Annotated in this window: 20 protein-coding genes; 11 read left to right on the top strand and 9 right to left on the bottom strand. The window is 64.5% G+C overall.

Annotated features, from left to right (window positions below):
* Window positions 1-613: 613 nt before the first annotated feature.
* Window positions 614-2,185 (bottom strand): chromosomal replication initiator protein DnaA, encoded by a 1,572-nt coding sequence (dnaA, locus tag RIL96_RS09200; RefSeq protein WP_310548751.1) that lies wholly within the window; start codon window positions 2,183-2,185, stop codon window positions 614-616.
* A 466-nt stretch (window positions 2,186-2,651) separates the two neighbouring features.
* Here dnaA and rpmH point away from each other — a divergent pair, with 466 nt between their 5' ends.
* The 8 genes from rpmH (at window position 2,652) to RIL96_RS09160 (ending at window position 10,244) form a co-directional block, all read left to right on the top strand.
* Window positions 2,652-2,789 carry a 50S ribosomal protein L34 gene (rpmH, locus tag RIL96_RS09195; RefSeq protein WP_310548721.1) on the top strand — a complete coding sequence of 46 codons (138 nt, stop codon included), beginning with the start codon at window positions 2,652-2,654 and terminating at the stop codon, window positions 2,787-2,789.
* A 153-nt stretch (window positions 2,790-2,942) separates the two neighbouring features.
* Entirely contained in the window at window positions 2,943-3,398 is a 456-nt protein-coding gene (gene rnpA, locus RIL96_RS09190; RefSeq protein ID WP_310548720.1) for a ribonuclease P protein component, read from the top strand.
* Window positions 3,398-3,880, top strand: coding sequence for a membrane protein insertion efficiency factor YidD (gene yidD / locus RIL96_RS09185; protein ID WP_310548719.1), 483 nt, complete (start codon window positions 3,398-3,400; stop codon window positions 3,878-3,880). Before rnpA ends, yidD begins: the two co-directional genes overlap by 1 nt.
* A gap of 123 nt (window positions 3,881-4,003) precedes the next feature.
* Complete coding sequence (yidC, locus tag RIL96_RS09180) at window positions 4,004-4,981, top strand: membrane protein insertase YidC (protein WP_310548718.1); 978 nt, start codon at window positions 4,004-4,006, stop codon at window positions 4,979-4,981.
* A 2-nt stretch (window positions 4,982-4,983) separates the two neighbouring features.
* On the top strand, window positions 4,984-5,640 hold the full coding sequence (locus RIL96_RS09175; protein ID WP_310548717.1) for a Jag family protein: 657 nt from the start codon (window positions 4,984-4,986) through the stop codon (window positions 5,638-5,640).
* A gap of 51 nt (window positions 5,641-5,691) precedes the next feature.
* Window positions 5,692-6,441, top strand: a complete 750-nt coding sequence (gene rsmG / locus RIL96_RS09170; RefSeq protein ID WP_374761876.1) for a 16S rRNA (guanine(527)-N(7))-methyltransferase RsmG — start codon at window positions 5,692-5,694, stop codon at window positions 6,439-6,441.
* A 169-nt stretch (window positions 6,442-6,610) separates the two neighbouring features.
* Window positions 6,611-7,516 carry a ParA family protein gene (locus tag RIL96_RS09165; RefSeq protein ID WP_310548716.1) on the top strand — a complete coding sequence of 302 codons (906 nt, stop codon included), beginning with the start codon at window positions 6,611-6,613 and terminating at the stop codon, window positions 7,514-7,516.
* A 1,561-nt stretch (window positions 7,517-9,077) separates the two neighbouring features.
* Complete coding sequence (locus tag RIL96_RS09160; RefSeq protein WP_445482783.1) at window positions 9,078-10,244, top strand: ParB/RepB/Spo0J family partition protein; 1,167 nt, start codon at window positions 9,078-9,080, stop codon at window positions 10,242-10,244.
* Between the two features lie 169 nt (window positions 10,245-10,413).
* Here the strand turns inward: RIL96_RS09160 and trxA are convergent, their stop codons facing one another.
* The 5 genes from trxA to RIL96_RS09135 form a co-directional block, all read right to left on the bottom strand.
* Window positions 10,414-10,740: a thioredoxin gene (trxA, locus tag RIL96_RS09155; protein ID WP_310548714.1), complete on the bottom strand. Its 327-nt coding sequence runs from the start codon at window positions 10,738-10,740 to the stop codon at window positions 10,414-10,416.
* Window positions 10,741-10,784: 44 nt separating this feature from the next.
* Complete coding sequence (gene trxB, locus RIL96_RS09150) at window positions 10,785-11,774, bottom strand: thioredoxin-disulfide reductase (RefSeq protein WP_310548713.1); 990 nt, start codon at window positions 11,772-11,774, stop codon at window positions 10,785-10,787.
* A gap of 129 nt (window positions 11,775-11,903) precedes the next feature.
* The gene (locus tag RIL96_RS09145) at window positions 11,904-14,351 is read right to left on the bottom strand and encodes an ICP22 family protein (RefSeq protein WP_310548712.1); all 2,448 of its coding nucleotides are present in this window, start codon (window positions 14,349-14,351) and stop codon (window positions 11,904-11,906) included.
* Window positions 14,352-14,402: 51 nt separating this feature from the next.
* A complete protein-coding gene (gene murJ / locus RIL96_RS09140; protein WP_310548711.1) occupies window positions 14,403-16,127 on the bottom strand; it encodes a murein biosynthesis integral membrane protein MurJ in 1,725 nt (574 codons plus the stop codon).
* Window positions 16,128-16,178: 51 nt separating this feature from the next.
* Complete coding sequence (locus RIL96_RS09135; RefSeq protein WP_310548749.1) at window positions 16,179-16,679, bottom strand: NUDIX hydrolase; 501 nt, start codon at window positions 16,677-16,679, stop codon at window positions 16,179-16,181.
* Window positions 16,680-16,879: 200 nt separating this feature from the next.
* On the opposite strand from RIL96_RS09135, the gene RIL96_RS09130 reads away from it, so the two are divergent.
* Window positions 16,880-18,307, top strand: coding sequence for a CCA tRNA nucleotidyltransferase (locus tag RIL96_RS09130; RefSeq protein ID WP_310548710.1), 1,428 nt, complete (start codon window positions 16,880-16,882; stop codon window positions 18,305-18,307).
* 96 nt (window positions 18,308-18,403) lie between these two features.
* Here RIL96_RS09130 and RIL96_RS09125 read toward each other — a convergent pair whose 3' ends face one another.
* From RIL96_RS09125 to RIL96_RS09115, 3 genes are all read right to left on the bottom strand, one after another.
* A complete protein-coding gene (locus RIL96_RS09125) occupies window positions 18,404-18,601 on the bottom strand; it encodes a helix-turn-helix transcriptional regulator (RefSeq protein ID WP_310548709.1) in 198 nt (65 codons plus the stop codon).
* Entirely contained in the window at window positions 18,601-19,092 is a 492-nt protein-coding gene (locus RIL96_RS09120) for a hypothetical protein (protein ID WP_310548708.1), read from the bottom strand. The genes RIL96_RS09125 and RIL96_RS09120 overlap by 1 nt, the downstream gene beginning before the upstream one ends.
* Window positions 19,093-19,229: 137 nt before the next feature.
* The gene (locus RIL96_RS09115) at window positions 19,230-20,741 is read right to left on the bottom strand and encodes a glycosyltransferase family 87 protein (RefSeq protein ID WP_310548707.1); all 1,512 of its coding nucleotides are present in this window, start codon (window positions 20,739-20,741) and stop codon (window positions 19,230-19,232) included.
* 127 nt (window positions 20,742-20,868) lie between these two features.
* Between RIL96_RS09115 and RIL96_RS09110 the strand changes: the two genes are divergently transcribed.
* Both RIL96_RS09110 and RIL96_RS09105 read left to right on the top strand, forming a co-directional pair.
* Window positions 20,869-21,954: an inositol-3-phosphate synthase gene (locus tag RIL96_RS09110; RefSeq protein WP_310548706.1), complete on the top strand. Its 1,086-nt coding sequence runs from the start codon at window positions 20,869-20,871 to the stop codon at window positions 21,952-21,954.
* Between the two features lie 65 nt (window positions 21,955-22,019).
* Window positions 22,020-23,180 (top strand): DUF418 domain-containing protein, encoded by a 1,161-nt coding sequence (locus RIL96_RS09105; RefSeq protein ID WP_310548705.1) that lies wholly within the window; start codon window positions 22,020-22,022, stop codon window positions 23,178-23,180.
* Window positions 23,181-23,410 lie beyond the last annotated feature (230 nt).

Here is a 23,410-nt window from a genome sequence, read left to right as displayed (position 1 = left end):
TCGACCTCGCTGCAGCACATGTGGTGAACGCCCATGGTGTGAGGACTACATCTAGTAGGACGGTGTACCCAGGTGTACCCGCAGGAGAAGTTCCTGAACCCGGAACGGGCGAAGGAACGATCGACGGATTCGGGATCACTGTGCACTCTCTGAGATGTGTCTTAAGTCAGGGAGAAGTGTTAACAACGTATGTGGATACTGTGGAAAACCGTCTCTGAGGCATGTGCTGGGCGGAAGAGGCTGTGGAGGAGATTCTGAAGTGTTCTCGTCTCAGCTGTGCACCGCCGGTGGAGAGAGATCCTTGTCATCGCAGTGATTTCCGCAGAACAGCGACCATGGTCCCCAGAGAGTACGTTGTTATCCACCTGACCATCCACGGCTTTCTCCACAGGTGTGAGATCACTAGTGGAGAATATCCACCCTCAACTGTGGAAATGTGTGTAGAACTGTGGAGAACGTCGCAGATGGAGGGCATGTCCTCCGCAGGATCCTGCCGAACTACATGCGTGTGAGATGTGAGGGAGCCTGTTCTCCACAGCTGTAGACCACTTACTTGACCTGGCGATGTCTGCGTGTTCTCGACGTCACCAGCTGTGCGGGCAGGGTGCGAAGCTCATCGCTGCTGCTTGATCTTGTTGGTCAGCTCAGTGACCTGGTTGAACACCGCTCGTCGCTCGGCCATCAGCTCACGGATCTTCCGCTCGGCATAGATCACCGTGGTGTGGTCACGTCCACCCAGCGCCTGGCCGATCTTCGGCAGTGACATCTCGGTCAGCTCACGGAGCAGGTACATCGCGATCTGCCGGGCGGTGACCAAGGTGCGGTTCCGCGATTTCGACATCAGCTCATCGACGGTGAAGCTGTAGTACTCCGCAGTGGCGTCGATGATCTGCTCGGCAGTGATCTCCTGGGTGTGATCATCACTGATCAGATCCCGCATGACCTGTTCAGCGAGCGGGAGGTCCACTGCCTGCTTGTTCAACGAGGCATAGGCGGTCACGCGGATCAGCGCGCCTTCAAGCTCACGGATATTGGTGGAGATCTTGTCGGCGATGTACTCCATCACGTCATCCGGGCAGGAGAAGTTCTCCGCCGTGGCCTTCTTCCGCAGGATGGCGATGCGCGTCTCGAGATCCGGTGGCTGGATATCGGTGATCAGCCCCCATTCGAACCGGGAACGCAGCCGTTCCTCGAAACCCGAGAGCTGCTTCGGCGGCAGGTCAGAGGTGATCACGACCTGCTTATTGTTGTTGTAGAGAGTGTTGAACGTGTGGAAGAACTCCTCGACGGTGCGTTCCTTATCTGCCAGGAACTGGATGTCATCGAGCAGCAGAACATCGACACTGCGGTAGGCGTTCTTGAAGCTGGCGCCCTCGTCATCACGGATCGAGTTGATGAAGTCATTGGTGAACTCTTCGGAGTTCACATACCTCACCCGGATCCCGGAGTAGAGCCGCTGGGCATAGTGTCCGATGGCGTGCAGCAGGTGGGTCTTGCCCAGTCCCGAGTCGCCATAGATGAACAGCGGGTTATAGGCCTTCGCCGGAGCCTCTGCCACGGCATTGGCCGCGGCATGGGCGAAACGGTTCGAGGAGCCGATGACGAAAGTGTCGAAGGTGTACCGCGGATTCAGCCGTGAGGTCTTGAAGCTTCCAGCCTGCTCCTCAGCGGCTGCGGCGGAGAGCAGAGTCTCCTCCTCGCTCATCCCTGAGGGCCCGGCCGGCTGGGGGGCTGCGGTCGGTGTCGGCCCAGTGGGGTAGACATCGTCGAAAGCTGTGGAAGAGGCCGACGCCGCTGAGCGGGGTGAGGCCTGAGGCGTCGGAGCCGCAGCAGTCCGGGGAGGAACCGAGCGGGGTGGTGCCGGTGCGGACTCAGGCCTGCGGGCGGGCTCAGCAGCCGTCTCCGCTGAGGAGTCGGGGACGGCCGAGGTCTGGGAATCGGCCTGCTGCTGAGCGGCCAGCTGCGGGTCGATGACATAGGCACAGAGGATGTCGCGGCCGAAGACTGCGCGCAGGGCCTGACTGAGCTGAACCTGCAGAGTCGACTGCATCAGCTCCCGCACACGTTCGCTGGGCACAGCGATGATCAGCGTGTCACCGATGAGCTGATCGCCCTGGGGCTTGGCCCGGCCGACGTCGGTCAGCCGGAAGCCGGAGATACCGTGGTTGACCCGCAGCTCAGTGATCAGCTGCTCCCAGCGTGCGGCGACGCTGCCCTCAGAGTCTGCAGACACGCTCTTCCCTCCTGCCGAAGACGGGTGACCGACGCGACGTCGGCTTGTCCCACGACCATACCCCCGAAGCTGTGGACGACGCTGGTGTCCATTCCGCTACAGTCAGTGCCGAGACTCCGTAGTGAAGCAACAGAGCACCGATGGATCCCTGTGATCACAAGGATCATGACCGGACTCCAAAGTTTTCCACCGATGTGGAGAACTCACCCTCAAATCTGTGGAGAATCGCGGAGCGCCAGGCAGGGCGGTGCGTCGCCTTGACGCCGATGAGGCCACTGCCCTAATGTTGACAGGTCGCCCTGACAGCGGAGTGGAGTGTCTTCCTTACCCTCGGGCGGCTACTGATCTGCGGAATCGCTTCCGGCCCTCGGGCCGATTTTCCGCGCAGATGTCGTGAACCATCCATGGGGAGTACACAGTGAGCAAGCGGACCTTCCAGCCGAGCAACCGCCGTCGCAGCCGCAAGCACGGCTTCCGTTCCCGGATGCGTACCCGTGCCGGCCGTTCTGTCATTTCGGCCCGCCGCAACCGGGGCCGCAAGGCGCTCTCGGCCTGAGACATAGCTGAGGCCGCAATCATGCGGCCATCTGGCGAGGATCATCTGATCCCGCCGAGACGAACGGCCCGTCCTCCCTATCCGGAGGCACGGGCCGTTCGTGCCTCGTCATCGATGAGCTTCCCCAGCTCTCCCTGTCGCCGGAGGACCGCCATGCTGCCGCGCGAGCACCGCATCACCCGCAGTGCCGACTTCCGTGCCACGATGCGCCGCGGAGCACGCGCCGGCACACCGGCCCTCATGGCGGCGGTGCGAGTCACCGAGCAGCAGGCTCCCACACACAGTTCACAGCCGACGGTGAGCTGGCGTTGCGGGCTCATCGTCTCCAAAGCCGTGGGCAACTCCGTAGTACGTCATCGGACCCAGCGCCGACTGCGGCACATCATCGCTGAGCTGCTGAACCATCCCGACTCTCTCACCCACAGCCTGACCGCGAACCAATGTGCCGAGGTCGTGATCCGAGCCCACCCGGAGATCACCGGCCTGAGTCACAGCGAACTCACCGAGCAGCTGGATTCTGCACTGCGCCGAGCCTTCAGCAGAACTTCAAGCGGCTCAGACAGTGGGGTACGTCAGAACACCCGCAGCAAGGTCCGCAGAGACCCATGATGACCAGGCCGAACCCCCAAGAGCCGACTGAACCTGAGGCTGCCGCGACCCGGTGGGTGCGGCACAGCGACTACTACGTCGCCATCGGCGAACAGCCAGGAACCCCCGGGCCGACGCCGAGCTCTGAGGAACTGCGGCGGCAACGGTGGGGTTGGCTCCGCAGCGGACCCTCAGCGGTCCTCGCCGCACTGCTGAAGCTCTACCGGCGTCTGATCTCTCCGCTCTACGGGCAGGTCTGCGGCTTCTACCCCAGCTGCTCGGCCTACGGGCTCGAAGCCGTCACCGTCCACGGCGCGCTGCGCGGTGGTGCCTTGACCGTCTGGCGAGTGCTGCGCTGCAATCCCTTCACCGGTGGAGGTGTGGATCATGTGCCCCAGGGCGCCAGGATTTGGCCACAAGGGTCAGCACCGACGATCATAGAGACAAACCATCCGCCGATTCCTCCGGATGATGACTGCGTCATGACCACCGACGATCCCTGAAGCTCGCCGCCACCAGCGGCCTGACCGGGGGCGTTATTGCTGAGAAGGCATCGACGCGGCGGCATCCGGAGCGCCGGGCACGCATGCGCATTGACGCTCGGCGACCACGACCTTGAGAGACACATGGGCTTTTTCGACACATTGATGGCGCCGTTCACCTGGGCGGTGTCCTGGCTGTTGAGCATGTTCCACAACCTGCTCACCCTCTTCAGCGACGACGGCGCCTGGGCGGATTCCGGCTGGAACTGGCTGCTGTCCATCGTGATGCTGGTGATCGTCATCCGCATCATCCTCATCCCGCTGTTCGTCCGGCAGATCAAGTCTCAACGCGGTATGCAGGAGATCCAGCCGGAGATCCAGAAGCTGCAGGCCAAGTACAAGGGCAAGAAGGACCCGGTCTCGCGTCAGGCGATGGCTCAGGAGCAGCAGGCGCTGTTCAAGCAGCACAAGGTCAACCCCTTCATGATGTGTCTGCCCATTCTGGCGCAGATGCCGATCTTCCTGGCCCTGTTCTGGATGCTCAACCGGATGCGGCAGGACCAGTACCAGCAGGAGGGCTACGGGGCCCTCTCTGCCACAGAGGTCCAGTCCTTCGACAGCTCTGAGATCTTCGGCGTCGGCATGTCCGACATCTTCCTGCCGGCCTTCAACTCCAGCCCCACCGAGTGGAACGTCATCATCCTCACCGCAGTGATGATCGCGACCATGGTGCTCACCCAGTTCTTCACCCAGAAGCAGCTGATGAGCAAGAACATGTCTGAGGCGGCGATGACCGGTCAGGCCGCGCAGATGCAGAAGGTCATGCTCTATGCGCTGCCGCTGGTCTTCGTCATCGGTGGTGTGAACTTCCCCGTCGGTGTGCTGATCTACTGGACGGCGACCAACTTCTGGACCATGGGTCAGCAGTGGTGGGTCATCCGGAACAACCCGACGCCTGGCTCTCAGGCGGAGAAGGAGCTCAACCTGCGCCGTGCCGCGCGTGGGCTGCCTCCGATCCACGAGAAGAAGACCGAGGCGAAGAACGTGGAGGAGAAGCCCAAGCCCACCGGTCAGCACCGGGGCCAGAGCGCGCAGCCCTCCCGCAAGAAGAGGAAGAAGTGACGATGAGCGAGACGACCAAGGCCGTGTCTGAGGACAACGGTTCTGAGGAGACCGTGGAGACCCCGGATCAGCTGGACTATGCCGAGCAGCATGAAACCGCGGAGCTCTCCGAGCAGCAGGCAGAGGAATCCTCTGGGGGCAGTGTGGTCCGGGATGATTCAGCCCAGGACGGCGACGAGGAGCCGGAGTCCGATGAGGGTGCCGAGGATGAGGGCGATATCGCCGCTGACTACCTCGAGGAATTACTCGACATCGTCGACCTCGACGGCGATATCGACATCGAAGTACGCGGGGATCGCACGTTCATCTCCGTGGTCGCCGAAGGCTCCTCCGATGAACTCGATGATCTCGTCGGCGCTCGTGGTGAGGTCCTGGATGCCCTCCAGGAGCTCACGCGCCTGGCCGTGCTCACCGCCACCGGTACCCGTACGCGGTTGGTCCTCGACGTCGCCGGTCACCGGGAGCAGCGTCAGCAGCAGCTCAAGGAGCTTGCCGACGATGCCCTGGCTCGGGTCAGGGAGCATGGCGAGAAGGTCCACTTGGAGCCCATGAGCGCCTATGAGCGGAAGATCGTCCACGATTTCATCGCTGAGGATGGACTGATCAGTGAATCCGAGGGTGAAGGGAAGCGGCGCCACATCGTGGTCTCGGCGTCCTGAGCGTATTACTCGTGATCGCTGCCCTGCTTGAGAGGATCGGCACACTAGACGATGAGTTCTTCGACACCGCCGCCTGACAGTGATGTCTCCGCCAGCCAAGGTCAGTCCGGGTCCTTAGGCGATCAGGGGGAAACCGCTGATGCGGCGGCTCTGCCTCAGGGAGGGCCGCCTCCGGCCCTGACAGGCACAGAACAACGGGCTGCCGAACAGATCTTCGGTGACCGACTCCCTCTGGCTACGCGATATGTGGCCCATCTCTGCTCGACCGGAATCGAGCATGGGCTCTTAGGGCCTCGGGAGATCCCGCGGATGTGGTCGCGTCATGTGCTCAACTGTGCGGTGTTGGCCACCGAGCTTCCTTCCGGGGCGACAGTGGCTGATGTGGGTTCGGGTGCGGGCCTTCCCGGGATCGCCCTGGCGGTGGCCCGTCCCGATGTCATCTTTCAGCTCATCGAACCCATGGAACGTCGTGTGCAGTGGCTGGACACTGTGACTCGGGATCTCGGTCTGGATAATGTCACGGTGATCCGGGCTCGTGCGGAGGAAGTCGCCGATGAGGTGATGGCCGATGTGGTCACGGCGCGTGCTGTGTCAGCTCTGAAAAAGCTTTTACCTCTGACAGCACCGTTGATGGACGACGGCGGTGAGCTTCTGCTGCTCAAAGGCCGCAGCGCTGCTCAGGAGATCGATGCTGCGGCGAAGGTCCTGAAGAAGTATCGGCTCAGGCGGCCTCAGGCCGAACTCCTGGGCGAGGATCTGCTCGACGAACCCACTACCGTAGTGCGGATTCCCCGTCGCTAATCACCCGAAATCCCAGGTCAGCGGCATGTCATATCTGTGCCCTAGACTCGATCGATGGATGAGCCGCTAGCAGGCGGAGTACACCGCAGCGTAGCTGAGAGAGGATGTCCCAGTGGCAGGTCAGGATGTTTCACGGGAAACGCAGAGGCCGAGCGGAGCCGGCGGATCGATGATCGATGAGGTCGACGACTCCTCCCCCCTGGGTGCGGAACTGGCTCAGGAGAACCGACGACGGCGCGCCCTGGCCGAGACCACTCTTGAGCGCCCAGCACAGCCGCGAGTGTTGACCGTCTCCAATCAGAAGGGCGGCGTCGGCAAGACCACGACGACGGTGAACTTGGCGGCGGCATTGGCTGATCAGGGCTTCAACGTGCTGGTGGTGGATATCGACCCACAGGGCAATGCTTCGACCGCACTCGGGATACCTCATGGCGCGGATCGTGACTCGATCTACGAGGTGCTGATCGAGGACTTTCCCATCGCCGACGTCATCCAAGACTGTCCTGACATCGAACGGTTGCAGGTCGTTCCGGCGACGATCGATCTCGCTGGGGCTGAGATCGAGTTGGTCTCCCTGGTGGCACGGGAGCAACGCCTGCAGCGTGCCCTGACGGCATACCACAGCTACCGTGCAGAGCAGGGGCTGGACCGTCTGGACTATGTCTTCGTCGACTGCCCGCCATCCTTGGGGCTGCTCACCGTTAATGCATTGGTGGCCGCGCGTGAAGTGCTCATCCCGATCCAATGCGAATACTACGCACTCGAAGGTCTGAGCCAGCTGCTGCGCAACATCGAGATGATCCAGAAGCATCTCAACAACGAGCTGGAGATCTCGACCATTTTGCTCACGATGTATGACGGACGAACACGCCTGGCCTCTCAGGTGGCCGATGAAGTACGGGAGTACTTCCCCGAGAACGTGCTCAAGACATTGATTCCTCGCAATGTCCGCATCTCGGAGGCGCCGTCCTATCAGCAGAGTGTCATCAGCTACGATCCCACATCGACCGGTGCCTTGGCGTATTTGGAGGCAGCTGCGGAGATCTCCCAGCGTGGGGGTGAGCAGGGGCGCTGACTCCCACAGTGACCGGAGGACGAGGCCACCACCCTTTGAGGGTGGTGGCCTCGTGTCGTTTCACGTGGAACATCGTGCCGTGAACAGGGGGAAGTACCGTGGAACTTATGCGATGAGTCGGTCATCGGTGGATATGCAGTAGTCGTTGAACTGCTCGTCGAGATAACGACAGTGATCATTGGTCAGGCACCCTTACCGACGTCAGGTTTATGGCTGCTGCTGTCTTTGAGGACGGTGATCGGTGAGCAGCCGACGTTCGGAGCGCTCAAGACAGCACACATCCTGAGGTGTGGATCAGCGAGAACGTGGAGCAGCTAGTGCGAGTGCCTGACGCAGATATGGTTGCTGCTTCCTTGGCCAGCTCAGCGGAGCAACTCCGGGGCCGCGGGTATCCTGCGGGATCACTCGTCTGGGATGGCTACTTGTTCCACGTGAAACACTACGTCTCTCCCCTGGGGCTTTCACTATCTCTGATCTCTACGGTTCGATCGACGATCACGTCGCGCGTTGGAATATCCGCAGGTAGTGCCAGGAGATTCGAAGCATTCCAGACCAATGGTCCTTCTGCGTATGGATGCATCGTGGACAACTGCGTAGGACGGAGTCATCTGAGTAGTCGACACAGCTCGGATGTGCCTTAGCCACAAGTGCAGTCAGCTCTGAGCGCCGTTCCGCGGGGAATCTCCTCGACACTTGGATATCAAGAGTGTCGAGAGAACGAGTGGACCGTTGATGCACAAGGACAGCCGGGCAGTGGTTGGCCGGGAGTGTTTCACGTGGAACAGCACCTTGGGGGGCACTTGTCGTCTAGACGCGCAGCGGTCACGTCCGTATTCAGAAGTCGATCGTAGCCCGATGCAGTGGCAGTCAGGACATTGATGATCTCAGGTCGTATGTTTCCCGTGAAACCTCGCACCGGCTGGAGCGTTAGAAGTGTAGAGCCCCGATGCTCACAGAGAGCAGGAGTGGACCCCGCGACTCTCACCCACCGCTGACCGCTCCCACAGTGCTCAGATGTCCGGGTTGTCAGACTCCATCATTAGAATAGGAGGCTGACAGACAGGATCTCTTGCGGGAGATCTGCGATGAAGGGACGTGGATGAGCGAACGTAGGAGACGGGGTCTGGGACGAGGACTCGGAGCCCTCATCAACAGTGATTCCCGAGAACTGGAGGAGCAGGGTCACGTCGCTGAGGAGACATCGGCCGCTGCCCCTGCTGAACAGGCGGCGTCATCGGGTCAGCCGGATTCCCCCGAAGGCAGTGGAGAGCAGTCGGAGGTCGTTTCTGAGGCCGCATTCTCCGAAACCGCTAATCCCGGGTTGGCGAGTACGTCTGGACAGCCCGACGTGGACACCACGGCCCCCGCATCGGTCACTGGGGAAGATGCCCCTCCAGAATCCAGTGATCAGGACGAGTCTCTGGCGACTGCGGTTCCACGTGAAACATCACCGGCTCGATCGAGGAGGAGTTCCGAGGGCGGGGAAGCCGAGGATCCCGGTGGTGGCGAGGAGACGACCTCCACAGAGGACACTTCTCCGACAGCGTCTGATCCGCGCCCGATCGACGTGTTCTTCTCGGCGAAGTCACATCTGGGGACCCATCGGATCAGCCGACGTCCCGGACCGAGCAGCGGACGGACTACTGCCCGACGTCCTGCTAGCAACGGCCGCGTAGAGATGCCAGAGATCCGGGGGGCACGACGTTCACCCAGTGCGACGTCGGCGGTATCCCCGGTATCAGAGGCACCAGAGACAGTATCAAAAAGCTATGAAGACCATGACAGCTATGCGGTGAGCCGGGAGGCGGCGGTCTCCCGCAGCACCCCGAGGCACGACACGGCACCCTCTTCGGACGGTGAAGTCCCTTCAGACCCTTCAGCATGGACGGCGTCGATCGTTGCTTCTGGTGAGGTGGAGGGCGCAGAGTTCAGGGCTGTTCCTGTCAAAAGCATCTCCCCCAACCCACGGCAGCCACGTACTGAGTTCGATGAGGACCACATGGCCGAACTCGTGCATTCCGTGCGGGAGATCGGTGTGCTCCAGCCCGTGGTTGTCCGTCCTCTGGAGGAGGGCACCTATGAGCTGGTCATGGGTGAACGCAGATGGCGGGCCTCCTGTGAAGCAGGCCTGGAGACGATCCCCGCGATCATCCGGTCCACCAAGGACGATGAGCTGCTGCGCGACGCACTGCTGGAGAACATCCACCGGTCCCAGCTGAATCCTCTTGAGGAGGCCGCGGCCTACCGACAGCTGTTGGACGATTTCTCCTGCACCCAGGATGATCTCTCCCACCGTATCGGTCGCTCACGCCCGCAGATCAGCAACACCTTGCGTCTACTCCGGCTGCCGCCCAAGGTTCAGCGTCGGGTGGCAGCCGGCGTCCTCTCCTCTGGACACGCGCGCGCGCTGCTCAGCCTAGAGACCGAAGACTCCATGGATGAGTTGGCGCAGAGGATCGTAGCCGAAGGTCTTTCCGTCCGCGCCACGGAGGAGGCCGTGACCTTAGCTAAGCAGGGTGATGGGAAGGTTTCACGTGGAACGGCGGACCGGTTGCCTTCGACGGCGCGGTACCAACAGCTCGATGAGTACGCCGACGCGCTGACTGACCGTCTCGATACGCAGGTGAAGATCACCCTCGGCGCGAAGAAGGGGCGGATCGCCATCGACTTCGGTTCGATCGAGGACCTGCACCGTCTGATGGAGATGATGGGACCCCGCTCAGCGTAGTGTTCCTGTACCGCAGTCGTACCTTCATTGGTCGGGGTTGGTTGGTATTGGCAGTGGGGTCGGGATGGTCCGATCCGTGGTGTCACGACGAAGGGCCGGTCACACGTCATGGTGACGTGTGACCGGCCCTTCGTCGTGCAGGGACAGCTGGGAGATTCAGCTGCGGGGCTCAGCCGAGGAAGTCGGCGAACTCCTGCTCCATCGCGCCCTTGGGCTTGGCACCGATGGAGGTGTGGACGTGCTCGCCGTCCTTGAAGCCGTAGACGGCCGGAATAGAGGTGATGCCGAACTTCGCGGCGATCCCGGGATTGTCATCGACGTTGACCTTCACGACGTCGACCTTCTCGGGGTTCTCCTCGGCGATCTGCTCCAGCACCGGGGTCAGCTGGCGGCAGGGGCCGCACCATTCCGCCCAGAAATCCACGATGACGGGTTTCTCAGCCTGCAGCACGTCCTGCTCGAAGCTGTCGTCGGTCACATTCTTCAGGTCTGCCATGATCGGATCCTTTCAGCAGAGGGGGAGGGACTTGAAAGTCCTGGTCAGACGGTCTCGCCGACCCACGGGCGTTCCGCGATCTGCGAGGTGTGAGTATCAGCGAGGTAGTGTTCGACGTCGAGCGCGGCCACACAGCCGGAGCCGGCAGCAGTGATCGCCTGACGATAGGTGGGGTCCAAGACATCTCCGGCAGCGAAGACACCCGGCAATGAGGTCCGCGAGCTGCGGCCCTCGACCTTGACGACACCCTCACCGGTGAGCTCGAGCTGGTCCTTGAACAGCTCCACCCGAGGGTCATGACCGATCGCGACGAACAGTCCTGTCACATCGAGTGTGGACTCTGTGCCGTCGGCGGTGTTGCGCAGCGCCAGCTGGGAGACCTTGCCGTCGCCGGTGACCTCGGTGACCTCGGTATTCCACAGGAACTCGATCTTCTCTTCAGCCATCGCGCGGTCCACCATGATCTGCGAGGCGCGCAGCTGGTCACGACGGTGGATGACCGTGACCTTCGAGGCGAACTTCGTGAGGAACAGGGCCTCCTCCATCGCCGAGTCACCACCGCCGACCACAGCGATGTTCTGCTCGCGGAAGAAGAAGCCGTCGCAGGTGGCGCACCAGCTCACGCCGTGGCCGGAGAACTGCTTCTCACCCGGCACGCCCAGCTCGCGGTAGGCCGAGCCCGTCGCCAGAATCACCGCACGGGCATGCAGCACGGACCCATCACCGAGGGTGATCTCCTTGATCGGCTGATCCAGGCACAGCGCGGCAGCATCCTCATGCCTGACATCCGCACCGAAGCGCGTGGCCTGCTGCTCCATCTCCATCATCAGGTCCGGCCCCATGATCCCCTGCGGGAAACCGGGGTAGTTCTCCACGTCGGTGGTGTTCATCAGCTCACCTCCGGCTGTCACGGAGGAGGCCAGCACGACAGGCTTGAGATTGGCGCGCGCGGTGTAGACCGCGGCAGTATAGCCAGCCGGGCCGGAGCCGACGATGACGACGTCGTGGACCGTATCGGGAGTCTGTTCAGTCACTGATGATGTCCTTCGGTTCGTTCTGCAGGCCGGGCCGTCATCGACGCCGCAGCGGCGTCAGCCAGACCGGCCTTCCGCAGAGGGGAACCATCCTGGCCGCCGGAGTATTCCGGCAGGCTTCCCGTGCGCTCAGCTGACGTCGAGTTCGCGCAGATCCAGCCGATACGGCAGATCCGGGTTCTCCGGTTCCGAGTTCTCCGGCAGCTCGGTGACGTTGAGGATCACGTACTGCGCCTCAGCGGGCTCAGAGAGCTCGACGACGGCGGGCTCCTCACCGAAGCTTCCCTCGCCGACATTGGTGGCCCCCTCCAGAGTGGGCTCATCATTGACCAGCACCTCGAAGGCACCGCCCTGCTGAGCCGGATCCTGGTCCACGGTCACCTGCTGCACTTCACCGGGCTCCTCGAGCTCAGCGATCACGGCCATCTCCGAGGCGTAACCGCCGTAGGTGGCATTGCCGTAGTTGTACGTGCTCCAGGCGGTCGACTCGTCATCGTCGAGGAGGTTCTCCAGGTCCGCATCGAACTCCTCACCGAGCTCGGCGTTCTCCGGGACCTCGCGGGTCACCGAGGCGATGGAGAGCTCCGGCTGCTCCTCGCCGTCGTCGGAGCCCTCGGCCTGACCGTTCTCCTCTTCTTCACCGGAGCCCTCATCGGCGGTCTGATCCCCGCCGCCGAGCTGGGTGAAGATGATGATCGCAACGATCAGCAGGACCACACCCAGCAGGCTCAGCGCGATCCACCGGCCCGGCCCGGCACCGGTGCCTGTACTGCCCGTGCCTGTACTGCCGGCGCCGACGGGTTCCCGGCCGTCGCGGGGCTCATCCTCCTCGACGAAGGCCGCCGTACCGGGCTCCGGCTGCTCCGGGTGCAGTTCGCCGGAGACATCTGAACCGACGGCGGCAGAACCGGCGGCACCCAGCCCCGCCGCGGCGCCAGCGGAACCACCACGGTGCCTGTCGTACTCGGTGATCGGCTCGGCGGGTGGGTCGTCGATGACGTCCTCAGGGTCCGGATCATCGGCCCAGGGATCGACGACGGTGTCACCTGCGGGCTGAGCGCCCCGTGCCTCCTCGTGATCCCCCGTGGCGCCGGCGTCGTCGGGGGTCTCGCTCAGGGAAGGACGGGCGGCCTCGGCCTCTGACAGCGGCACATACTGACCGTCCTGTGCTGCGCGCACACCGAAGGCCTCCGGGGTATCAGCGGCGGCGCCGACCTCAGCGATGCTCAGATCAGCCAGAGCCGGGATGCCCGCCGCGATCCCCGAAGTCCGCTCCGGGCGACGGCGAGGCCGTGTAGGCCGTGGTGCGGGTACTGCCGAGACACCGGCCGCGGAGGCGGAGAACTCTTCGGGCTCCTCGGGTGCCGCAGGAGTGTGCTCCGGGCCCTCCTGGGGAGCCTCGGGAGCCTCGGTAGACGTTTCGGCAGGGATCTCCGCAGGGGAGTCAGTGTGGGAGTCAGTGTAAGACTCAGCGTGAGAGCCAGCGTAAGACTCAGCGGAGGACTCTTCCGGCAGCTCGACCTCCGAGGGCGCCGAACCTCCGGTGTCCTCGGGCAGATCGGTGAGCTCTTCGGGTTCCTCAGCGGCGTCGTCGTCGATGTGCTCGGGCAGCTCCGGCTGCGGAATCTCCGGCAGCTCGGCATCACGGTAGGCCGCCACCGGTGCAAGGGGCTCCTCAGCGATCCCGGCCCGCTGTTCCAGGGCCTCCTGGCCCTCATTCACAGCCGCTTCGGTCTCCGCGCGCTCCTGCTCAGCACTGGACGAGCGCGGCAGCTCCTGCCCGGGTTGCTGCCCGGGCTGTTGCGCCGTGCCAGCATGCTCAGCGGCCTCGTCATCTGTCCGCTCAACCCACTGCCCGGAGGAACCCGCGCTGGCGTGCCGCTCCGTCGACTCCTGGTCACCTCGCCAGGACGAGGCGACGTCGTCGTCACCAGTGGACCCCTCAGCCGCGGGGACCGCCTGCTCGGCCTCAGACTGCCCAGACTGCTCGGGTGGCCCAGGCTGCGCCGCCGCTTCCGCCTCATCCTCCCGGTTGCCGGCACCGCGAGACTCCGAGGTACCCAGCCGCCGGTTCAAGGTATCCGAGACCCGATCCAAGAACCCCGGACGGCGCTTCGCCGGACGACGACGCCCCGTCTCCGACTCAGACTCTGTCAGCGCGGCGTAATACTCCTCGTCGTCGTGATACGTCTCCGGTTCCATCACCCGGGACTGACCGAAGATCTCCGAACCCAGCGAATCGGTGAAGAACGGCTCCACATAGGGCGCGGCATCCGGAACCACAAGGTCCAGCAACCCGTTCGGATCCGTCAGCGAGGCGATCAGATACGTCCGATCCTCAGCCAACCCGAGGTCCAAGACCTGCACATCCGAGACCCGCTCCCCGGTGGCCAGCTCCTTGGCCGACGTGGCCACCTGCTTGGCATTCGAGCGCGAGGCCAGCAGAATGCTCACCTCACGGTTGAGCACCTGATCGGTCCCCTCGAAGACGATGTCCTGATCGGCCGAGGTGACCACATGGTGGGTGATGCGATAGCGACCTCCGACCACGTCGCCGACGGCGAAAGGCTGGGGCACGGCGGTCCTCCTGCGGGGCTGTCTCGGTACGGGTGCGGGCTGCGCCTCAGCTTACCGGCTCAGCCGGGCCAACGCCGGAATTCGCCGGGCCAACGGAGCGACGACGTCATCGAACTCCCGAACCCGCATCGCACGCAGCATCACCACGAACACCAGACCCATGACCACACCCACCACAGCGCAGGTCAGCAACGCCGTGGGGATGGACTGCCAGGCGAAGCCCCAGGTGTAGCCGCCGAACAGCCACAGCACCCCCGCACCGGCCACGCCAGAGACCAGCGCAGCCCACCCGGTGCGCGAATAGGCGCTGATCACCGAATCGAAGTCGAAACCGCCCCAGCGGCGGACCACCCACCGGTGGACGATGACGTACTGCACCACATGGGAGAAGGAGAACAAGCCGATCACCAGATACGGCAGCACGTGATTGGGCAGGAACGGACTGAGCCCGTAGGACACCGTCAGGCACATCGCAGCGATGATCCCGTGGACGACGAACGGCGTCTTCGCATCCTCCGCCGAATAGAACACCCGGATCAGATAGAAGTTCGCCGAGCGGAACGGCATGCCTAAGGCCAGCAGCACCAGCAGCTGACCGATCGCCGCACCCGAGAGGTGTGCGGTCTCCGCCCCACCACCGAAGAGTCGGCCCAGCGGCCCGGCCAGCACCAGCACTGCGACCATGCAGAACATCACCGGGATGGCGAACATCCGCAGACCCTCGTTGATGAGCTCCTTCGACCGCTCATACTTACCGGTGTCCATCGCCCGAGCCAGCTGATTGAACAGCACCGTGGCGATGGAGAGCACGAACACCGAATGCGGCAGCACCGTGATCAGCTGGGCCGCATTGGCCGCATACTCACCCGGCACTGAGGCCGCCGCCGGGCCCAGCTCATCACGGCTGGCCGTGGCGCCGGAGATCAGCCGCATATACGCCAGATTCGCCAGATTGCCGATGAGCATCGTCGCCAAGGTCCACCCGGCGATCTTGCCGGCCGAACGCAGACCCATACCCTTCCAGCCGAACTTCGGACGGACCGGGAACGGCAGCTGGCGCAGCGGCCAGAACAGCAGCAGCGCCTGGGAGATGATGCCGACAGTGTGCCCGGCACCGAGCCAGATGGTCTGCGTGGTGGTCCACTCCGCCAGCTGGTCACCCTCAGCGTGGTACGCGCCGAAGATCACGATGTAGGAGACGATCACGGTGATCGCGATGATGTTGTTCAGCACCGGCGCCCACATGTACCAGCCGAACTTCGCGTTCGCGTTGAGGATCTGCCCGACCACCGCATAGAGCCCGTAGAAGAACACCTGCGGCAGCGTCCACAGGGCGAAGGCGGTGCCCAGCGCCAGCATCTCCGGAGACCAGTCCAGCGTCAGCGCCGAGATCACCGGATAGGCGGCCAAGGTCAGCAGCGTGGTGGCGATACCGAGGATGATGACTGAGAGGGTCAGCAGCCGCGAGGTGTAGTCGGCCCCCTGATCAGGACGTTTGGCCGCCTTGATCAGCTGAGGCACCAACACCACGTTGAACATGCCCCCGGCCAGCAGCATGTAGATGATGTTCGGGACCGTGTTGGCCTTCTCGAAGATGTCCCCGACCATCGCCGTCGAGCCGATGGCGATCGCCAGCAGGGCCGTGCGTACGAAGCCCAGCAGGCGTGAGACCAGCGTGCCGGAGGCCATCAGGGCGCTGGCACGTGCCATGCCGCCTTCAGGTTCGTGGGAGGGGCGCGTGGACTCTGGCGCGGAGGCGGAGGCGGACTGACTCATCGGCGATGACTATAACGCGTGCGACCGGACAACAGCTCGACCACCTCTGCCCTACAGCGTGTCCGCGATGACCTGGCGCGCCATCGTGACGATGCGCCGCTCATTGGGGAAGGACAGCGTGCGGTCGAGATCCTCCAGAGCCACCCAGGCGACGTCGACGGCCTCATGATCCGGGTCCTTCTCCGTGGTCAGCTCCCCGCCGACGGCCTCGAGCAGGAAGTGATGCACCGTCTTGTGCACCCGGTGGGTGGGCACGGTGAACCAGTACTCGATGCTGCCCAGAGTGGTGAGGATGCTGCCGGAGATCCCCGTCTCCTCCTCCACCTCACGCACCGCGGCGCGGGCGAAGTCCTCCTCACCCTCCGGATGGCCCTTCGGTAAGCACCATTCCAGGCGTCCACCGCGGTTATAGCGGGCGATGATCGCCACCTCGAAACCGTGCGGGCCGGGGCGGATCACCACACCGCCGGCACTGACCTCCTCGACCGTGGGCAGGCCCCCTTCAGGGCGCGGCGGCTTCGGTACGGGCGCGCGGCGAGGACCCCTCTGCATGGTGGTCTGCATGGTCAGAGGGGTGAGCGGTTCACCTCCGGCACCCTGATCGTTCATGCACTCCACTCTAGCGGTGAGGTGCACAGGGAGCTGCGGTGGGAACCTGACCAGGGCGTTGCTGAGGGTCGGCGCAGGGTAGTGCAGGGGTGGCGCAGCGCCTGCGGAGGGCGGTGAGAAGCTGTGGGAGACTGAGAGGCGCTATGCCCTACCTCCCTGCTGGATTCCCCGACGGTGCCTGGCTGCCCGACGTCGTCGTCGAGCTCGGCGAACAGTTCGCCGCCCACGGCTTCGAGCTCTCTCTGGTCGGCGGGCCGGTGCGTGATCTGTTCTTAGGACGGACCTCTCCGGACCTGGACTTCACCACCGACGCCACACCCGATGAGATCATCGCCACGGTCCACGGCTGGGCGGATGCCCACTGGGACATCGGCCGGGACTTCGGCACCATCGGGATCCGCCGCGGCGACGACACCATTGAGGTCACCACCTACCGCGCAGAAGCCTATGATCTCACGTCCCGGAAGCCGCAGGTGCATTTCGGCAGGGACCTCGGTGATGACCTGGTGCGTCGGGATTTCACGGTCAACGCCATGGCGCTGCGGCTGCCCTCCCTGGAGCTGGTGGACCCGCACGGCGGAGTCCGGGATCTGGTGGCGAAGCGGCTGCGGACGCCGGCCACCGCTGAGGAGTCCTTCTCCGATGACCCGCTGCGTATGATGCGCGCCGCGCGTTTCGCCTCGCAGCTGGGCCTTGAGGTCACTGATGATGTGCGGGAGGCGATGACAGCGATGTCCGCACGGCTGGAGATCGTCTCCGCCGAGCGGGTGCGTGAGGAACTGGTCAAACTGATCTGTGGGCAGTACCCCCGCCGGGGGGTGGACCTGCTGGTGGAGACCGGGTTGGCCGATGTGGTGCTGCCGGAGATCCCGGCCCTGCGGCTCACTGATGACGAGCACCGACGGCACAAGGACGTCTACCAGCACTCGCTGCAGGTCCTGGAACAGGCCGCTGATCTGGAGACCGATGCCGAAGGGCCGGTTCCGGGGCCTGATTTCGTGCTGCGTTTCGCCGCGCTGATGCATGATGTGGGCAAGCCCAAGACCCGCCGGTTCGAATCCGGAGGCGGGGTGAGTTTCCGGCACCACGACGTCGTCGGGGCGAAGCTGACCCGCAAGCGGATGCAGGCGCTGCGTTTCGATAAGGAGTCCATCCGGGCGGTGAGTCGGCTGGTGGAGCTGCACATGCGGTTCTATGGCTACGGCGAGGCCGGGTGGACTGATTCGGCGGTGCGCCGCTACGTCACCGATGCCGGGGACCAGTTGGAGCGGCTGCACCGGCTGACCCGTTCCGATGTGACCACGCGGAACCGGCGCAAGGCTGCACGGTTGGATCACGCCTACGACGACCTCGAGGAGCGAATCGCGGTGTTGGCCGAGCAGGAGGAGCTGGCCAAGATCCGGCCCCACCTCGACGGCGAGCAGATCATGGCGGTGCTCGACGTTCCGCCCGGCCCCACGGTGGGGAAGGCGTACCGCTTCCTGCTGGACCATCGGATGGAGCACGGCCCGATCCCCGAGGATGACGCCGTCGAGCTGCTGCGGAGCTGGTGGTCCGAGCAGGCCACATGACCTCCCCCGGATATCGAGAATCCCTGGCTTTGTGAGTTCTCCCGCCGTATGTTCCACGGGATACCTCACAAACCCAGGGATCACCGGTCGGCGGTGTCACCCGGCGTCGGGCGAGAACAGATCCTCGATGCGGCAGTCGAAGGCGCGAGCGAGGTCGAAGGCCAAGGGCAACGAGGGGTCGTAGCGGCCCTTCTCCAGGGAGATGATCGTCTGGCGGGAGACGCCGAGCTCATCAGCCAGGCGCTGTTGTGACCACCCCAGTTCCCGGCGGTGTTCCGGCAGGGAGTTCTCCATCAGGACTCAGCCCGTTTGATCAGCTGGTAGTGGACTGCCCAGGCTCCCCAGATCAGCAGCAGCACGGCGGTCAGCACCAACGACGTCGGCGGTGCGGGCCACCACTGGCGCGCCTCGGCGATCAGGAACAGCGGGATGGCGGGTCCGAGGATGATCCCGACGGTGTAGAAGCATCGGACGGCGGCCTTGTCGAACCAGTCGTTCTCAATCGTCCGTTCCGGCCTGCTCACCGCGCCGCGCACCGTCGAGCGGTCGACCAGTGTCGCCCAGACGCCGGCACAGGCCACAGGAGCCATGACCGCGGTGCCGATGATGAGGAACAGGCCCAGGTGTTCCGCGGCTACCAGGGCTCCGAGCACCAGGCTGAACAGTGCCGCGAGCACGAGCCCTCCCAGCAGCGAGGCGGTGATCAGAGCAGTCTGCCCGCCGCCGAAACGGGAGCGTCCCCAGGCGGAGCGCGTCGACGTCGGGCTGGGTGTTTCCGTGCGCATGGCGGCCTCCTTGAAACGGATGACTCCACTATGCGCGTCAAGCAACCTTTACGTCAAGGGTGCTTGACGTTCACCTCTCCCACGATCGAGAATCCCTGGGTTTGTGAGGTATCCCGTGGAACATACGGCGGGAGAACTCACAAAGCCAGGGATTCTCGATACTGGGGGCGGAGGATGTCACGGACGACCACCCCCATCACATACAGCGTCACCGCCATATGCGCGACGACGGCGAGGACGAACACCGCCTCACCCATCACATGCTGTGACTCATACTCACCCACCCGAGCGGCCAAGTGCATCCAGATCGCCCAGAAATGCAGCACCTCCACCACCGACCAGATCAGCACATCTCGCCACCGCGGCGCCGCCAAAGCCAGCAGCGGCAGCAGCCAGATCACGAACTGCGGCGAATACACCTTATTGACCAGGATGAACGCCGCCACGATCAGCAGCAGAAGCTGCACCATCCGCGGTCGCCTCGGCGCCGCCAACCCCAGGGCCAGCACACCCACGCAGGCGAACAGGAACAGCAGGAAACTCCAGGTGGAGATGAACTGCGCATCCGGAACCGCCCACCCCCGGTCTCCGGCCAGAATCGACCACACATGCCACAGGGAGGAATTTCCCGCACCCCGTTCGTCGGAGAACTCGTAGAACTGCCCCCATGCCTGGAAACTGATCAGCATCGCCGGGACGTTGACCACCAGCCACGCGCCCACCGCGCCGAGCAGCGTGCGCAGAAACTCCGGCAGCCCGACCTCGGCGCGCGCGGTGTGACCCTGCCCCGGGCCATGAGCCCGCCCCGTGTCTCGGCCCAGCACAGTACGCACAGCCAACACGAACACCGCCCCGAGCATGAACAGCGGATAGATCTTGAACGCCGTGCCCACTCCGATCAGCACCCCCGCGGTCAGGTGCCTGCCGCGCAGATGAGCGAGAATCGCCAGCGCCAAGGCCGCAGCCGGCCACATATCCCAGTTGATGCCGGCAGTGAGCACGATCGGCGGGGCGATCGCCACGATGGCCGCATCCCAAGGACGCCGACCAGCCGCCTTCATCACCGCCAGCACCAGTACTACCCAGGCGGCCGCCGTCATCACGAAGCTGACATCCCAGTACAGCAGCGACTCGCGCTCACCCCAATAGTTCAGCAGCGGGGTCTGCTCCGGCGTCGGCCCGGTGGGGAACAGCCCCGCGATGGCTTGGGTCACCACTGCCGCGAGAGAGGCCAGCAGCCCGGTGAGCACCGGGTATTCGAACCACATATCCCCGCGGAACGGTGCCCACGGCGTGGAATCCAGCTCCCGGCCCGAGTACAGGGCCGCCACATCGGAGTAGCAGCCGTGGTGGTAGACGGCGACGCCGCCCCACCCCTCAGCGCGGCAGTGCCCCATGTGCAGCAGGGACAGCAGCACCCCGGCTAAGGTCAGCGCGATGAGTACCCACGTCACGGCTGAGCGTCGATGGGCCACGGCGTCCTGACTTCCAGGCTCCCGACCTCCGGAGGGCCGGATCCGCTGCCCGGCCGGGCCGCCGAACCGGTCGGAGAGCGCGCGCAGCAACGGATCGGACCGGGTCGGGGCATCGACGTCGGGCGCAGCGGTCTGGGCATCCGGATCGGGGGTGCGGGGCCGGGAAGATCTCATCGCGCACCAGCCTACGGCCGCTCATCGGTGATGCGGAGCCGCCCACGCACCGGCAGTGATGGAATAATGGCGCAGTCCCATCTGATCGCAATCGGCGCGCCGTGGCGCCGGACGAAGGAGTCATGACGTGGCAGGCAATCCGATCCGAGTCGCCGTCGTCGGGGTGGGCAACTGCGCCTCCTCCCTGATCCAGGGTGTGGAGTATTACCGCAGCGCCCCCGATGACCAGGATGTCCCGGGTCTGATGCACGTGCGCTTCGGGGACTATCACGTCGACGACGTGGAGTTCGTCGCCGCCTTCGACGTCGACGCCGCGAAGGTCGGCCAGGACCTCTCCAAGGCGATCCTCTCCTCCGAGAACAACACCATCCACCTCGCCGATGTCCCCGCCACTGAGGTCATCGTCCAGCGCGGGCCCACCGTCGACGGTCTGGGCCGGTACTACCGGGAGACGATCGTGGAGTCCGAGGAGGAACCCGTGGACGTGGCCGAGGCGCTGCGGGAGGCGGCCGTCGACGTCGTCGTCTGCTATCTGCCGGTGGGTTCGGAGCAGGCGGCGAAGCACTACGCCCAAGCGGCCATCGACGCCGGTGCGGCGTTCGTCAACGCGCTGCCGGTGTTCATCGCCGGGACTGAGGAATGGGCGCAGCGGTTCACCGACGCGGGGCTGCCGATCGTCGGCGATGACATCAAATCCCAGATCGGGGCGACGATCACCCACCGGGAGCTGGTGGCGCTGTTCGAATCCCGCGGCGTGCACCTGGATCGGACCTACCAGCTCAACGTCGGCGGGAACATGGACTTCAAGAACATGCTCGAACGTGAGCGGCTGGAGTCGAAGAAGACCTCCAAGACGCAGGCGGTGACCTCCAACACCTCCGCGGATCTGGCGGCCCGGGATGTGCACATCGGTCCCTCCGATTACGTCCAGTGGCTCGATGACCGCAAATGGGCCTACGTCCGATTGGAGGGCCGGACCTTCGGCGACGCACCGGTCTCTCTGGAGTACAAGCTGGAGGTCTGGGACTCGCCGAACTCGGCCGGGGTGATCATCGATGCGGTCCGTGCGGCGAAGATCGGCCTGGACCGGGGCATCGGTGGTCCGCTGGTCTCGGCGTCGAGCTACTTCATGAAGTCCCCGCCCGAGCAGCTCCATGACACCGAAGCCCGGGAGCGGGTGGAGGCGTTCATCCGCGGGGAGGTCGAGCGCTGACCCTCGCGGCGCATCCGCGCCTGGCGGTCGTCGATGCACTGCGCGGCTGTGCGCTGCTGGGCATCTTGGCCGTCAACATCTGGTTCTTCGCCTACCCTGCGCCGCTGGTCGACGGCGGCCGAGAGATCCCCATCGGCTCTGTCGCGGATGCGTCCACGGCGTTTCTGGTGACCCTGCTCTTCGAGGGCAAGGCCTATATGGTCTTCGCCTTCCTCTTCGGGCTCTCCTTCACATGGCAGTGGGCCTCGGCTGAGCGTGCCGGGGAGTCGGTGGTGGCGTGGTCGCTGCGGCGATTCCTTGTGTTGGCAGTGCTCGGGGTGATCCACGGGCTGCTGCTGTTCGTCGGGGACATTCTGCTCGCCTACGCGGTGCTGGGTGCTCTGCTGCTGGGGCTGCGCAGGCTCAGCACCCGGGCGGCGCTGCTGCTCGCCGCGCTGCTGTACCTGGTGACGGTGGTGCTCATGGCCGGTGCGGCGGGGGCGGAGATGCTGCATGAGCCGAGCGGGGGTGGTGCTGATGGTTCGGGGCGGGCAGGTGGTCTGGGCGGTATGGGCTCGGACAGCGAGGACGGCGGCTTGGCCGGTTATCTCGCAGCTCAGTGGCGCGACTATCCGGCAGTGGCGGCCTCGGTGCTGTTCGGGCAGGGTCCGCTGGTGCTCGCGGGGTTTCTCATCGGGCTGGTGGTGGGACGTTCGGGGATTCTGCCGCGGATCCTCGCTCGTGAAGTGCCGATGACCCGACTGCTCGGCCTGATGACGGTCGGCTTAGGACTGGGGTTGGGTCTGAGTGCGGCGGCCGCGATGCGCCAGCTGATGAGTGCAGACTCCGACGTCGGCGTCTCCGGCGGTGCTGATCCGTTGGTGACCACGTTGATCCTCGCCGCCGGTCCTCTGCAGGCCACCGGTTATGTCCTGGCGGGTCTGCTGCTGTTGCGCGCAGCTACGGCAGCCCCGGTGGTGCGCGCAGTGGCCCCGGCGGGGCGGATGTCACTGACGAACTACCTGACTCAGTCTCTGGTGCTTGCACTGGTCTTCTCGCGGGTGGGTCTGGATCTGGGCGGCGGATTCGGCAGTGCGCTCCCGGCTTGGGTGGTGGGGCTGCTGGCACTGATGCTCTGGAGTGGGCAGGTGGTGTTCTCCCTGCTGTGGATGCGGGTCTTTAGCACCGGCCCGGTGGAGGGTCTGGTCCGCGCGGTGACCTACCGTCGTCGTCCTGCCTGGCGCTGAGCCGGTGCCAGGGCTGTAGCTTTCCTCGGTGTTCCCGGGTCGTGAGAGGCTCTGGGTTCCACTCGTCATCGAGGGAGCAAAAGTTGCTGCGACACGCCGGTATGCGGCACCACCTTCTCTCCCTCGATGAGTTGCCCGCCGTCCCCCCTGATCGAGGGAGAGAAATTTACCTCGACACGCCGAAATCTGGGACAAGATTCTCTCCCTCGATGGGTCGCGGGGTGGGGCGG

The organism is Nesterenkonia aerolata (genome assembly GCF_031470965.1).
GTDB classification, from domain to species: Bacteria; Actinomycetota; Actinomycetes; order Actinomycetales; family Micrococcaceae; genus Nesterenkonia; species Nesterenkonia aerolata.
Note: the sequence above shows the minus strand (reverse complement) of the source record. Positions and strands in the feature narration are given on the sequence as shown.

Coding starts and splice junctions, on each gene's coding strand:
- rnpA (WP_310548720.1), top strand. CDS start 2,943: ATGCTGCCGCGCGAGCACCGCATCACCCGCAGTGCCGACTTCCGTGCC.
- yidD (WP_310548719.1), top strand. CDS start 3,398: ATGACCAGGCCGAACCCCCAAGAGCCGACTGAACCTGAGGCTGCCGCG.
- yidC (WP_310548718.1), top strand. CDS start 4,004: ATGGGCTTTTTCGACACATTGATGGCGCCGTTCACCTGGGCGGTGTCC.
- RIL96_RS09175 (WP_310548717.1), top strand. CDS start 4,984: ATGAGCGAGACGACCAAGGCCGTGTCTGAGGACAACGGTTCTGAGGAG.
- rsmG (WP_374761876.1), top strand. CDS start 5,692: ATGAGTTCTTCGACACCGCCGCCTGACAGTGATGTCTCCGCCAGCCAA.
- RIL96_RS09165 (WP_310548716.1), top strand. CDS start 6,611: ATGATCGATGAGGTCGACGACTCCTCCCCCCTGGGTGCGGAACTGGCT.
- trxA (WP_310548714.1), bottom strand. CDS start 10,740: ATGGCAGACCTGAAGAATGTGACCGACGACAGCTTCGAGCAGGACGTG.
- murJ (WP_310548711.1), bottom strand. CDS start 16,127: ATGAGTCAGTCCGCCTCCGCCTCCGCGCCAGAGTCCACGCGCCCCTCC.
- RIL96_RS09135 (WP_310548749.1), bottom strand. CDS start 16,679: ATGCAGAGGGGTCCTCGCCGCGCGCCCGTACCGAAGCCGCCGCGCCCT.
- RIL96_RS09130 (WP_310548710.1), top strand. CDS start 16,880: ATGCCCTACCTCCCTGCTGGATTCCCCGACGGTGCCTGGCTGCCCGAC.
- RIL96_RS09125 (WP_310548709.1), bottom strand. CDS start 18,601: ATGGAGAACTCCCTGCCGGAACACCGCCGGGAACTGGGGTGGTCACAA.
- RIL96_RS09120 (WP_310548708.1), bottom strand. CDS start 19,092: ATGCGCACGGAAACACCCAGCCCGACGTCGACGCGCTCCGCCTGGGGA.
- RIL96_RS09115 (WP_310548707.1), bottom strand. CDS start 20,741: ATGAGATCTTCCCGGCCCCGCACCCCCGATCCGGATGCCCAGACCGCT.